8 protein-coding genes are annotated in these 13,343 nt (G+C 54.9%); 6 read left to right on the plus strand and 2 right to left on the minus strand.

The genetic code is table 11. The features are described 5' to 3' along the window. Window positions 1-49: 49 nt before the first annotated feature. A complete protein-coding gene (locus AACY49_RS27655; protein WP_339527462.1) occupies window positions 50-4,276 on the minus strand; it encodes a hypothetical protein in 4,227 nt (1,408 codons plus the stop codon). Here AACY49_RS27655 and AACY49_RS27660 point away from each other — a divergent pair. Then, the gene (locus tag AACY49_RS27660; protein ID WP_258700730.1) at window positions 4,159-6,495 is read left to right on the plus strand and encodes a hypothetical protein; all 2,337 of its coding nucleotides are present in this window, start codon (window positions 4,159-4,161) and stop codon (window positions 6,493-6,495) included. The two genes, AACY49_RS27655 and AACY49_RS27660, sit on opposite strands and share 118 nt — an antisense overlap. A gap of 6 nt (window positions 6,496-6,501) precedes the next feature. Here the strand turns inward: AACY49_RS27660 and AACY49_RS27665 are convergent, their stop codons facing one another. Continuing rightward, a complete protein-coding gene (locus AACY49_RS27665) occupies window positions 6,502-6,888 on the minus strand; it encodes a response regulator (RefSeq protein ID WP_258695913.1) in 387 nt (128 codons plus the stop codon). On the opposite strand from AACY49_RS27665, the gene AACY49_RS27670 reads away from it, so the two are divergent. From AACY49_RS27670 to AACY49_RS27690, 5 genes are all read left to right on the plus strand, one after another. Then, the gene (locus tag AACY49_RS27670) at window positions 6,866-7,171 is read left to right on the plus strand and encodes a hypothetical protein (protein WP_258695912.1); all 306 of its coding nucleotides are present in this window, start codon (window positions 6,866-6,868) and stop codon (window positions 7,169-7,171) included. The two genes, AACY49_RS27665 and AACY49_RS27670, sit on opposite strands and share 23 nt — an antisense overlap. Continuing rightward, a complete protein-coding gene (locus AACY49_RS27675; RefSeq protein ID WP_339527463.1) occupies window positions 7,149-10,652 on the plus strand; it encodes a response regulator in 3,504 nt (1,167 codons plus the stop codon). Before AACY49_RS27670 ends, AACY49_RS27675 begins: the two co-directional genes overlap by 23 nt. Continuing rightward, a complete protein-coding gene (locus AACY49_RS27680; RefSeq protein WP_258695910.1) occupies window positions 10,652-11,467 on the plus strand; it encodes a CheR family methyltransferase in 816 nt (271 codons plus the stop codon). Before AACY49_RS27675 ends, AACY49_RS27680 begins: the two co-directional genes overlap by 1 nt. Window positions 11,468-11,545: 78 nt before the next feature. Further along, window positions 11,546-12,760, plus strand: coding sequence for a hybrid sensor histidine kinase/response regulator (locus AACY49_RS27685; RefSeq protein ID WP_339527464.1), 1,215 nt, complete (start codon window positions 11,546-11,548; stop codon window positions 12,758-12,760). A gap of 44 nt (window positions 12,761-12,804) precedes the next feature. Continuing rightward, window positions 12,805-13,182, plus strand: a complete 378-nt coding sequence (locus AACY49_RS27690) for a response regulator (RefSeq protein WP_007905602.1) — start codon at window positions 12,805-12,807, stop codon at window positions 13,180-13,182. Window positions 13,183-13,343: the final 161 nt, after the last annotated feature.

The following is a 13,343-nucleotide window of genomic DNA, read 5'->3' on the forward strand; positions in this document are numbered from 1 at the left end:
CAGTAGTGGTCGCATGCGCCCTGTTTCAGAAACTCGGTACGTCTGAAATTCAAAGAATGTTGATTTTTACCAGTGTCTGCCCGCTGATGTATCCATGGTCGGCATTTTTGAGTGCCGCTTTCATGGTCGCTATATTCTGCTGATACGCTTGCTTGTTGGTCTTTAATTGACTTAGCAGCGATGTCGTCAATGCAAACGAGTCGGCATTCTTAAACGCTGTGCCGCGGTTGTAGTTGGTATTTGGAAAACTCGGCAGACCCATGGATAACTTGCCGTTGGCGAGATTTAGAAGCGGACTTACGTCCAATTGCTGAGAGCCACGCTGAAATATTCCGCTGTGTTCGGCGTAGGCGAAATCTTTGGTTTTCGGCGAGCCGTGGAAAACCTCATGAACGAAAGTATCGGCAGTGGTGCCTGGGTTGAAATGATCCCTGCGATAAGCTTCGTTGAAGTTGTTGCTGTAGACCCGGATGAATTCGTGATTGGTATTTTTCGCCTTGTTGCCGGTCTTCCAATCGTTGTAGAGCCCCCAATGCAGCTCGGCTACTGCGTCGCTGTCTTTACCGCTGTCGAGGATGAAGTTGCCGGGTTTGATATTTGAAAGATCTTCTTTGACTGCAAGCAGGTAGTCGCGGTAAGTACTTCGGGTTGCGGCAGAGTCATTCGCAAGCAGAAGGTCAAGAACCGCATTCGATTCCTGAATCAGCGTTGGGTCATTCAATACGTTGATGGCGTCGTCTACTCTTCTGCTGGCGAGTGGTAAACCTTCCTTGATAACTGTGCGAGCGTAGCTTTTAGGCATGACTTTATGCCAGTGTGGGGTGGAAAGTTTAAGTTTGAATTCAAAGCCCTTCAGTTTGGCTCCCCAAGGCTCGCCCGATCGGTTCAGCGCGTACCATTCGTCATTACGGCGTATACCCCATACCTGGAAGGTATCCTGGGAAGTTTGCGCGGGACGCCAGGTTCCCAGGCGAATAGTGTCAGGGTCGACAGTTGCGGCCAGTTGGCGGTGTGGCGTTACGCCCGACCATTTACGCGCGTCGAAAATCGCGTTATCCAGGGCGGCCACGCTGCTGCGCCACGTTTTGCGCAACAGTTTTGCGCCATGTAAAAGCAGGTCGGATGCTCCGTCCAGCGGATTGAACAGGTTACTTACCAATCCGAATCCCGTCGAAGCGATCTTGCTGGCCTTGGTAGCAATGCTCATGCTTTTGGCGGCCAGGCTGGCAATCTGAGCGACGGCTCCGACGACTAACAAAACGGTCATCGCGGCTTCTAAAGTACAGGCTGCCGCCCCTTGGAGTTGTCGATCCAGATCGTCTGAGCTCAGGTCTTCGATACAGGATTTGAAGGGCACGACAAAATTGAGAAACGTATCCAGATCCTTTTCCCGTTTTACGCGCAATGCCTCCATCCTGGTCTGTCCCCAGCACTCTCTCACCAATTCATCGTAGGTCGCGATTGGCCTGTGCTTGAGGACGAAGTTCACCAATGAGTCGAACTCTGTCGAATAGAAACTCTGGTAATAACCGTTGATTTCTGGCGCCAGTGGAGACGCTGACAACTCACCGATTTTTTCGATCACACCAGAACTGACGTTGACGAGGCCGGGTGTGACCCCATGGGTATAACACTCGATGTTCGTGGGTAGCTGAAGCACCTTCGCGGGAGCGGAGTAGTTGTTCTCACTGCTGCGAACGGTTGTGCTTAAAAGGTTTTCCTCTTGGATAAGCGCCGCCAGCCTGGTGTTTTCACGGCAGGTTCCGTGCAAGGTGAATAATTCGTAACACGTCACTCGACCTTCGAAGTGTGAACAGATGACTACCCCGTAGCGACCTTTTGCCTCATCTATTTCCTTATGACTTTCCGTCGGTTTGCGCCCGGTCACTTTCAGGATCGCGTCAATGGTCGACGCTATGGGATTCGTGGGAAGGCTGGTGATCGAGTGGAGTTTCGCGACTGACGGCCTTACGGCGAACATCGTCACCCTGCCTTTTAGCAGGCGTGTCCGATCAGGCAGTGGCATTGATGAAAACGCCTGCTTCACATGCATGTTCATTGCTTGTACATGGGTCACATAGTCGCGATTGAACTGACGGTAGAACTCACCATCAGGAGCAATCAGGTTTGGGAGCATGTGGGGAAACGCTCTGTAGATGCTTTCGCCATCCTTAAGATCCCAGTCACCGGTCGCCAGATCATTGGACATGTGCAGTTCTACGGGCGATACGGGAAACGGGGTGGCGAAAATGTCCTGCTGCGGTCGATTCTTCTTCTGGTGAAGGACGTCTTTTTCAAGATAGGTGCATCCTTTGGCGACCTGCGTGAGGATATCCAGTGCGACGCTTTTGCGAGTCGGCAGAGGGCGAGACAATGTTTCGGCCGTTTCGGCAAGCGTCTTTGCATGTCGGGCGTACGCACCTAATGCCACTTCAAGCGAGTCCGTGACCGACTTCTCTACGTCATCCGGCGTGACGATTTTGTTGAGTAACGCCCAATCAATCACCGGATCCACGGCAGCCAGAGCGTCGAGCGTCTTTCGCGACTCACAGACTCCGTCAAACTTCGACAGTTGGTGTAGCTGCGCATAAGTCATCGAGCGCGTCGATCCCGGCTCTATGATTTCCTGCACCGCGACGATCCGGCAAAATTCGACCCATTGCGGCGTGCCCAATGACAGGGTGGGAGGCAGCTCTCTTACCAGAAATTCCGGTGCGGCCTCTGCCAGCAACAGGTGAGCGGCCAGTGCCGCATTTTTTTCGGTAATCCGGTGGTTCTCGATCAGGTGCCTTTCGAATTCCGTTTGGACATCGGCGAAGGATTTCTCTATGTGCTCGACAGCATATAAGTTGAAACCTGCCACATGATTGCGAGGCTCTTGTTCGCCGACTCCCGGATGAAGATTGAGCAAGAGCGAAGTCAGCACCATTTGCTTGAGCGACTCATCGGGTTGGGGTTGGTTTTCCTGCGCTCCATACCAGCCCAGATCCCGCACGAAGGCGTTGGCCCAGTCAAAGGCGATGGGACTGGACGTCAGTTTTTCAAGAACGTCCTCAGCCTCCGAGCGTTTGAAGGGGGTAGACCGCCCGCCAAAAATGCTATTCGACAGATGCTCCAGTAGCGACTGATCCTTGATGTAACTGGTGATGAGTTTACGGAACTCACTGCGTTGAACCGCAGAAAGAGTGACTGAATTGTCGCCCCCGGCTTTGATCATTTCCCAAAAGTTGCCAAGCGGTGGACTCACTGGAGGCTTCAGCTCCATGAATGCTGTCAGCCTGGAACCTTCGGCGGCGGTTCGGGGAATGGTGTAACCATGGAATTTCAGCCATTGCGCCAACTCGACGTGGTCAGCGAGAGAGATGACACCACCGGTCAATTGCGCCATTTCAACCAATGCATGAAGATCATCTTTCAGATCCGGTGCAAGTTTGAATGCGTTCGCAAAGCCAAGTGTTTTGCCTGAATACCTTGCGTTTATTTCACCTTCGGAAGTGACTTCGAATAGTGAGTGCTCGGGAAATTTGAGGGTGGCCATTAGTTTTTTGAAGGCGCTTTGTTCGGACATTTTTTTCAGCAGTTCCCTGCCGGGTTGCAGAGCGTCTTCAAGCGTCGACCCGGACTCCAGGGAGACGGTGGCGCCTTCCAGCGTGATTGCTTGCGACGGGGTAAGGTTTTCTCTGCGCTGATTTAGCTTATATACAACCTCCATTCGTTCATTGTTGTCGCTTTGAATGTGATTGTCTTGAGTGGCGGTATAGGGAATAGATCTGGACAAGTATCTTTGAGTTGGAGAGTTTGCAAGCTTGTGGGTCATGATAAATCCATTTGTTTTGGGTTTTATGTTTGGTGGATCCTCTTTTGTTGTCTTGCGTTTATCAAGAATTTCTGTGTAAGTGTATTTTTCAAGTGTTGGGAAATCTGAGTTATTGTTTTTTAACTGAAGCGCCGCTGTCGCCGGTTGCGAACAGTACGTTTTTTTATCGTCATTGCATGCAGATCGAAAAATACAACTAAGGTTTTTGGTTGCGTTGTAAATATTAATAACATCTCCACGGTTTATTGTTTGGTTGGGGATGATTACGCTTGTGCCTGGCTTGCAGTAATGGAAAAGTGCAGTTCGTGCTTTGTTGCTGCTCGCAGGAATAAGTGATGAAAATGGATTTACCTGGTATTTGCGATGATGCCGAAGATCAATATTCGCTTCTATGGCTGCTGGACCCTCTAAGTGATCTGGAGGAGGAAGAGCCTGTGCCAATGGCGAAAGCCAGAACATTCGAAATCGGTTCGCTCGATGAAAGAGATGTTGATGGTGTTAATGTGAACGATCTGAGTGACGAAATATTGCATGGCTGTTCGGTCGTCGCTGACCCAGCCAGCTTTGATCCTGCATATTTTATTCGTGATCGCATTGATGAGACTGTGCAAGCGCTAGTGCCTGACGAAAAAAACAGGTCGCGGATAAAGCATGATTCAGAAGTGCTGATTAAATATATAGAGGCTAAGCAACCCAATCGCAGTGACATGCTTAAAGCCGAAAAAGATCCCGCCAACTGGAAGGAGAGAACATTTACATTGGCAGAGCTATGCACCGGCTATCATTATCGTGTGCTCAAAGACAGTGGGTACTCTGAAATACAATGGCCTTCCTACTATCCTGCCAAGCTTGTAAAGACTTTTGAGGGGGCCGACTATCAGGCTGACTTCAAAAAGTATGTTGCCGAAAGCTTACAGCATCCTGCGGCGCACGCTTTTGGGCGACTGTTAAAAAAAGCCGAACTCAACAAGCTGGTCGTAGAGTTCATCAAGAGTGACGCTCGCTCAATGGAAGACAGGATGATTGCCTTTGAGTATCTCAAAGGCTTGATCCCTGCGCGCCTTCTTAACTTGCACAGCGATCCGGATCTTGAGGTCGATAACGCCGTGTTTATCGGGCGCAGCAATCTGGGTCGCGGCGTGTTGTTTTTTCTGGGCGAAGACAGTGCTGCCATCGAATTTCCCGCCGGGCATGACGAGCGCGGAAGGTTTCTGGAAAACCATCCGGAACTGCAAAAGCGTCTGCTGAAGGGTGTTCCGTTGAGCGCGCAACAAAAACCTTACGTCCGTGATTTCAAATATCGGGGAATGGAATTTCCCCTGTTCGCGACGCGCCCAAACTATCGAGAGATTGTATTTCGATCCAGCACTGACATTGGCAAAGACCTTTTCGACCGGCAGATCGAACGAGCGTTGGCGGACATCGATACATTGGTATCAACCCACGCCGAGCGTATGACCGATATTGCGTTGGAAGTTGCCGGGTATCTGCTGCAATGCATTGCGTTCGCGGTTTCGATCCCTACCGGAGGAACGGCGGCCTGGGTGTCTGCACCGATTCGTATGCTGATTCCCTTCCTGTTGGGAATCGGGGCATCGGCAACTGATCTGATCCGTGCCGAAATCTCTGATGACCCTTCCGAGGCGGAACGTTTGAGGATCAACGCAGCGATCGGAGTTCTGTCTGAACTCGCCGGCCCCATTGCGGAAAAACTTTTGGGTAAAGCCCTTTCCATCACGGCCAAGAAAAACATCAGCCGCCGAGTGCTCGAAACGCTTAAGCGCAGCAACAGACCCTCGTTGGTGCGCAGACCCGCAGGCAGCATCAGCCATCAGTTGACGAGTACTGCTGGCAAAGAAATACCGGAGGCAGGTAAGGGGGTGCTTGTCGCAGGCTATCTGTCAGAGTTGGCGGGCGGGCCTAATGTGGCGCAGTCCCTCGCGACGAACTCACAGGTGGTGAGACTTTCCGGGCCGGAAAAAGGTTTTGTCTATCAAGGTTTCGTGTTCCGCGGGGACATGCGCGACCCGAAGGTAATCTTTGAAAAAGGGTTTACCCAACGCACACCAATCAGGGATCTCAACCAGGTCAACGGCTTCAAAGGTGGCTATGGAGGTGCTCACGATGCACTCGATCTTGATGGCGCCGGGATTTCGACCTCGGCTTTTTACAAAAAAGACGGCGCAGGTGCCTTTGTCTATGGTGGCCAAAAAGGCGGCTACACCTATTTCATCGATGCTCGTCAGTTGGAGGGATTCCATCTGTATGCCAATACCGAACTAGCGTTTCGCCCCGACTCCGGGTTGAAACAACTGCCTCCTTTGGAAATCAACTATGCCGTCGATCTACCGCCTGCCTTGATTCTCGGCGCCTATGACAAGACCGGGAGGTTCACTCCCAACCCCAAAGCGATCAATCGAGCGATCATGGCGAGTGAGATCAATCCATTGAAAGGCGGTGGTCGAGACGTGGGAAATAAATTCCGCCAGCCGCTGACTGATATCAACGGACTTGCTGGCGTCGATTTTGGTAACGAGGCGGTGGCCGAGCAGGAAGCCGTGCCGCCTGTGCCAGACACTACTCCGACGCCTGCACGACCACCGGCTAAAGTGGATGTCAATGACATCATCGCTTTCCGAGAGCGGCAGGAGGCTAAACGCAAACGCCCGAGTGCTTGAGTCGCGTTATTGGTCAGGCGTGAATAAAGGGAGAGAGGGCAAAATACTCTTGACCTTGTCCCGCAACTGATCGATAGAGAATGGCTTGCCGATGAAATACATGCCGTCAAGCACCTCGATGCTTTCGGCATAGCCGCTGGCGAACAGGATCGGCAATTCGGAACGCAGCAGGCGCGCCTGCTTGGCCAATTCACGACCGTCCATCACCGGCAAGCCGACATCGGTCATCATCAGATCGATGTCCTGGTCTTCGTCGTTGATGAACTCCAGCGCCTTTTCACAGCCATCGGCCTCAAGCACCCGGAACTCCAGTTCCTCCAGCACATCGACGATCAGCATGCGCACGATGGCATCGTCTTCGACGACTAGAATGGTGGAAGCGTTGGTGGGCATAGTGGGGCTCTCAAAAGTTGAATTTGCGATGGCGTCGATCGAAATCGCCGGGCTTTTTGCAGGATTAAGTGACGGATCACTACAAGTTCCCGACGCGCTACAAAAAACAATAGCCGCACAAGAGCCGCACAGAGTAGCCGCTCCTTTGCGCCAGGGCAGTGAAATGCAGGATTTTGCCGAAAAGCATGTCAGAAAAATGGATCGGCTCGGCCGTTTTGGGGCAGACTCGATGGCTTTCAACAGTTCGACAAGGCTACCCCATGACCTCAGCGTCTTCGGTTGAAGAGCAACGATTCCGTAAACTCCTGAGCCGCAACGTCAGCCTGCCGTTGGGTGTCGGCGTTATCAGCGCGGTTTTCTTCATTTCGCTGATCACCTACCTGCTGTCGGTGATCCAGTGGGTCCAGCACACCGACCGGGTGATCAATAATGCCAATGAGGCGATCAAGCTGACCGTTGATCTGGAAACCGGAATGCGCGGCTTCCTGCTCAGTAGCGACGAGCATTTTCTTGAGCCCTATGAGACGGCCAAGCCAAGAATAGAGGTCGCCCTCAATACCTTGCTCGAACTGACCGCAGACAACCCGGTCCAGACCGACCGCCTGCACCGGCTCCAGGCCTTGCACACGGAATGGGCCAATTACGCGCAATCGTTGATCGATTTGCAGCGCGCAAGCGGTGACTACCGCAGCGCAATCAAGGCCGGGCGTGGCAAGCGGCTGACCGATGAGATTCGCAAGCAATTCGAAGACGTGATCGACATGGAGCAGCAGTTGCGTGCCACGCGCAACGAGGAAGTGCGTCGTACCACGATTTGGAGCATCGCCCTTTATCTGTTGTTCGTGGCCGGTATCAGCGGGTTGCTGGCCTACATTGGCCGCCGGGATTTGCTCAACCTGTCCCAGAGCTACAGTGCCAACTTCGCCGCGCAACAGGCCAGCGCCCAGCGCCTGGAGCAGCAAGCCTGGTTGCGCAACGGCCAGACCGAACTGGCCGAGCAAGTCCTCGGGCAGTTATCCCTCAATCTGTTGGGGCGCAACATTCTGCAGTTCTGCGCACAATATCTGGGCACTGCCGTCGCGGCGATCTATGTCCGTGAGGAGCATGGTGGCCTCAAGCGCATTGCGTCTTATGGTTTCTCCCGGGAACAGGAGGCGCTTGAACAGCAGATTTACAGTGGTGAAGGCATTGTCGGCCAGGTGGCGCAACAGGCGCGCCTGATTCGTCTTGATGACGTGCCGGGCGACTACTTCAAAGTCAGCTCCGGCCTGGGCGAAGGTTTGCCACATAGCGTGCTGGTGGCGCCGACCAGCGACGATGACCGGGTCAACGGTGTGATTGAGCTGGGGTTCCTGCGGCCGCTGACGGATCGTGACGTCGAACTGCTTGAACTGATTGGCGCCAACATTGGCACCTCGATAGAGGCGGCTCGCTATCGCCAGCGCTTGCAGGAGGTGCTGGCCGAAACCCAGCAACTCAACGAAGAGTTACAGGTTCAGCAAGAAGAGCTCAAGACCGCCAACGAAGAGCTGGAAGGGCAATCGCGGATTCTCAAGAAGTCCCAGGCTCACCTGGAAGCCCAGCAAATCGAACTGGAGCAAACCAACGAGCAACTTGCCGAACAGGCGCAGGTACTGGCCGAGCAACGCGATGCCATGGACCTGAAGAACACCGAATTGAATCAGGCCCAGGTTGAGCTCGAAGCGCGTGCCGAAGAGTTGCAGCGCTCCAGCAAGTACAAGTCCGAATTCCTCGCGAACATGTCCCACGAGCTACGCACGCCGCTGAACAGTTCGCTGATTCTGGCCAAACTGTTGGCGGAAAACCCGCAGGAAAACCTCAGCGCCGAGCAGGTCAAGTTCGCCGAGTCGATCTACTCCGCCGGCAACGACTTGCTCAACCTGATCAACGACATTCTCGACATTTCCAAGGTCGAGGCCGGCAAGCTAGACGTGCGTCCGGAGAACACCAGCGTCGAGCGCCTGGTGGAAGGTCTGCATGGCATGTTCCAGCCGTTGGCCGCAGACAAGAAACTGGATTTTGAGGTCCAGTTGCAGGCCGATGCGCCGCTGCTGGTGTTCACCGACCGCCAGCGTCTGGAGCAAGTGATCAAGAACCTGCTGTCCAACGCGGTGAAGTTCACCGAAAAGGGCACCGTCAGCCTGAGCGTCGCCGCTGTGCCGGGCGACGGCATTGCCTTTATCATCCGCGATTCCGGGATCGGCATTGCGCCCGAGCAGCAGGAAAGCATTTTCGAAGCTTTCCGTCAGGCCGATGGCTCCACCAACCGTCGTTACGGCGGTACCGGCCTGGGCCTGTCGATTTCCCGTGATCTGGCCAAGTTGCTGGGCGGCTCCATCAGCCTGACCAGCACGCCTGGGCAGGGCAGCGTGTTCACCCTGGTCTTGCCGCAGCACTACGTCGAACCGGGCAACGTGCCTGTCGAGACGATGAAAGCCACGCCGGTTGCCAGGCCGGCTGTCCTGTCGAGAAGTACTGTGGTTGCCGCGCCTGTGCCGCTGGTTGCCGACGTCGACATTCCGCGCTTCGACGATGATCGCAACAACGCGCCATTCGCCACTCGTTGCATCCTGGTGGTGGAGGATGAGCCGGACTTTGCGCACATCCTCTACGATCTGGCCCATGAACTGGGTTATCAGTGCCTGGTGGCCCACGGTGCCGATGAAGGCTACGACCTGGCCAGGCAATTCATTCCCGATGCGATCCTGCTGGACATGCGCCTGCCGGATCATTCCGGGCTGACGGTATTGCAGCGCCTGAAAGAGCACGCCGAAACCCGGCACATTCCCGTGCATGTGATTTCTGTCGAAGACCGTGTCGAGGCCGCCATGCACATGGGCGCCATCGGTTACGCGGTCAAGCCCACCACGCGCGAGGAGCTCAAGGAGGTGTTTGCCCGCCTCGAAGCCAGGCTGACCCAGAAGGTCAAACGCATATTGCTGGTCGAAGACGATGATGTGCAGCGCGACAGCATCGCCCGACTGATCGGCGACGAAGACATCGAGATCACAGCCGTCGGCTTGGCGCAGGATGCACTCGACCTGCTGCGCACCACGATTTTCGACTGCATGATCATCGACCTGAAGCTGCCGGACATGCTCGGCAACGACTTGCTCAAGCGCATGTCCACCGAGGATATCTGCTCGTTCCCGCCGGTGATCGTCTATACCGGGCGCAACCTGACCCGGGACGAAGAGGCCGAGCTGCGCAAGTATTCACGTTCGATCATCATCAAGGGCGCGCGCTCGCCCGAGCGGTTGCTGGATGAAGTGACACTCTTTCTGCACAAAGTCGAATCGCGGTTGTCCCATGAACGCCAAACGATGCTCAAGACCGCCCGCAGCCGCGACAAGGTCTTCGAGGGGCGCAAAGTGCTGCTGGTGGATGACGATGTACGCAACATTTTCGCCCTGACCAGTGCACTGGAGCAAAAGGGCGCCGTCGTGGTCATTGGCCGCAATGGCCGTGAAGCGATCGAGCGATTGAATGAAGTCGAGGACATCGACCTGGTGCTGATGGACGTGATGATGCCGGAAATGGATGGTTTCGAAGCCACCCTCGAAATCCGCAAGGATCCGCGCTGGCGCAAGCTGCCGATCATCGCAGTGACGGCCAAGGCCATGAAGGACGATCAGGAGCGCTGCTTGCAGGCCGGCTCAAACGATTATCTGGCCAAGCCCATCGACCTGGATCGCCTCTTTTCGTTGATTAGAGTGTGGTTACCGAAGATGGAACGCATCTAATGGAGCGCAATCCCGAAATCGAGTTGAGGTTGTTGATCGAGGCGATCTACCTCAAGTACAGCTACGATTTTCGCGATTACTCCGGCGCGTCGATCAAGCGTCGGGTCAGTCATGCGTTGAGCCAATTGGAGTGCAATACCATTTCGGCGCTGCAAGAGAAGGTCCTGCACGACCCGACCGCGTTCATGCAACTGCTGCAATTGCTCACGATCCCGGTCAGTGAAATGTTTCGCGACCCTTCACACTTCCTCGCCCTGCGTCAGGAAGTGGTGCCACTGCTCAAGACCTATCCGTCGATCAAGGTCTGGATCGCCGGTTGCAGCACCGGCGAGGAGGTCTATTCGATGGCGATTCTGCTGCGCGAAGAAGGCTTGCTGGAGCGCACCATCCTCTATGCCACTGACATCAACCCGCGCTCGCTGGATAAAGCCAGGCAGGGGATTTTTTCCATGGAGAATGTCCGGGCCTACACTCACAACTATCAGCAGGCCGGTGGTCAGCGTTCGTTCGCCGACTACTACACGGCGGCCTATGGCTACGCCATTTTCGACAAGAGCCTGTGTGACAACGTGACCTTTGCCGATCACAGCCTGGCCACCGACAGTGTGTTCTCGGAAACTCAATTAATTTCGTGTCGTAATGTATTGATTTATTTCAATAAAAAACTTCAGGATCGCGCCTTTGGCTTGTTTCACGAATCCCTTTGTCATCGGGGTTTTCTGGCACTGGGCAGCAAGGAAACCCTGGAATTCTCGGCCTACGGCAATCAGTTTGATCCGTTGGTCAAACCAGAGCGGATCTACCGCAAATCATGAACAGTGCAGGTTTGTCTTCTGTAGAGGTTATCGTGATCGGCGCCTCGGCCGTCTGCTTGTCGAGCTGGAACGAATCGCATGCCAAGTAACATTCAGGCCAAATTGCTGATCGTCGACGACCTGCCGGAGAACCTTCTGGCGCTCGAGGCCTTGATCAGGCGTGAGGACCGTATCGTCTATAAAGCCCTGTCCGCTGACGAAGCGTTGTCGCTGTTGTTGCAACACGAATTCGCCATGGCCATTCTCGATGTGCAGATGCCGGACATGAACGGCTTTGAACTGGCCGAATTGATGCGCGGCACGGAAAAAACCAAAAACATCCCGATTGTGTTCGTCAGTGCGGCCGGCCGCGAGCTGAATTACGCGTTCAAGGGCTACGAAAGCGGGGCCGTGGACTTCCTGTACAAACCGCTGGATGTTCACGCGGTCAAGAGCAAGGTCAATGTCTTCGTCGACCTGTATCGCCAGAGCAAGGCGATGAAGCAGCAGGTCGAAGCGCTGGAGCAAAGTCGGCGTGAGCAGGAGGCGCTGCTCAAACAGTTACAAACCACCCGGAATGAGCTGGAGCAAGCGGTGCGCATGCGTGACGATTTCATGTCCATCGTCGCTCATGAGGTGCGTACGCCGCTCAATGGCCTGATTCTGGAAACCCAGCTGCGCAAAATGCATCTGGCGCGGGCGAACGCCGCGGCGTTCACCCTGGACAAGATGCACGCCATGGGCGATCGCGACGAGCGGCAGATCAAAAGCCTGATCCGCCTGATCGAAGACATGCTCGATGTGTCACGGATCCGCACCGGCAAGCTGTCGATCCGCCCCAGTCGGTTTGACCTGGTGCAACTGGTGAAGAATCTCCTGCAGAACTTCGCACCCCAGGTCGAGGCCGCAGCCTCATCGGTCACCTTGACCGCCGACCAGCCCGTGGTGGGCAGCTGGGACGAGTTCCGTATCGAACAAGTGATTTCCAACTTGTTGACCAATGCGTTGCGTTATGGCGCCAGGAATCCGATCGACGTACGCGTGTACAATCACGACGGGCAAGCGCGGGTTGAGATTCAGGATCGCGGTATCGGGATCAGTGAAGAGAATCAGCAGCGCATTTTTCAGCAGTTCGAGCGGGTTTCCGCCAAGACCGTTGTGGCGGGCCTGGGCCTGGGGCTGTTTATTTCGCAGCAGATTGTCGCCGCCCATGGCGGCTCCATCACTGTCGAGAGCCGGATTGGCGAAGGCGCCTTGTTTCGCGTTTGTCTGCCGCTGCAGGAAAACAGCCCGATAAACGCAACCTCTGTGTGACCATACGGTCGTATCAGCAGCAATTGACCGAACAAAGGCTTTCCATGAGTGAAGATGCGCAAGATGTGGTACTGATCGTCGAGGACGACCCTTCGATTTTGATGGTGTTGTCTGCTTATTTGTCGGGTGAGGGTTATCGGGTGCTGCAAGCCGAAAACGGCGAGCAAGCCTTTGAAATTCTGGCGAGCAAGCCGCACCTGGACATGATGATCACCGACTTCCGCCTGCCGGGCGGGATTTCTGGCGTACAGATCGCCGAACCTGCGGTGAAGTTGCGACCGGAGCTCAAGGTGATCTTTATCAGCGGTTACCCGCAGGAAATCCGCGAGACCGACAGCCCGATCACCCGCAAAGCGCCGATCCTGGGCAAGCCGTTCGATCTGGATGTGTTGCAGCAGATCATGCAGGACATGCTCTCCTGAAGCTGCGTCGCACGGATCAATCCTGACCGCACGGCCCTGTAGGAGGGTCCGCCCCGTCTTCGACGCCGCGCTGTCGCGCAGCAAACTGGGGGGATCTAAAGTTGAGAGCGCGCGCGGGGCAGAGACCGTCATTAGCACTGGTGTGTCCGCACCCGAGTAGG

The sequence above is a fragment of the Pseudomonas sp. EL_65y_Pfl2_R96 genome (assembly GCF_963970905.1).
Taxonomy (GTDB): Bacteria; Pseudomonadota; Gammaproteobacteria; order Pseudomonadales; family Pseudomonadaceae; genus Aquipseudomonas.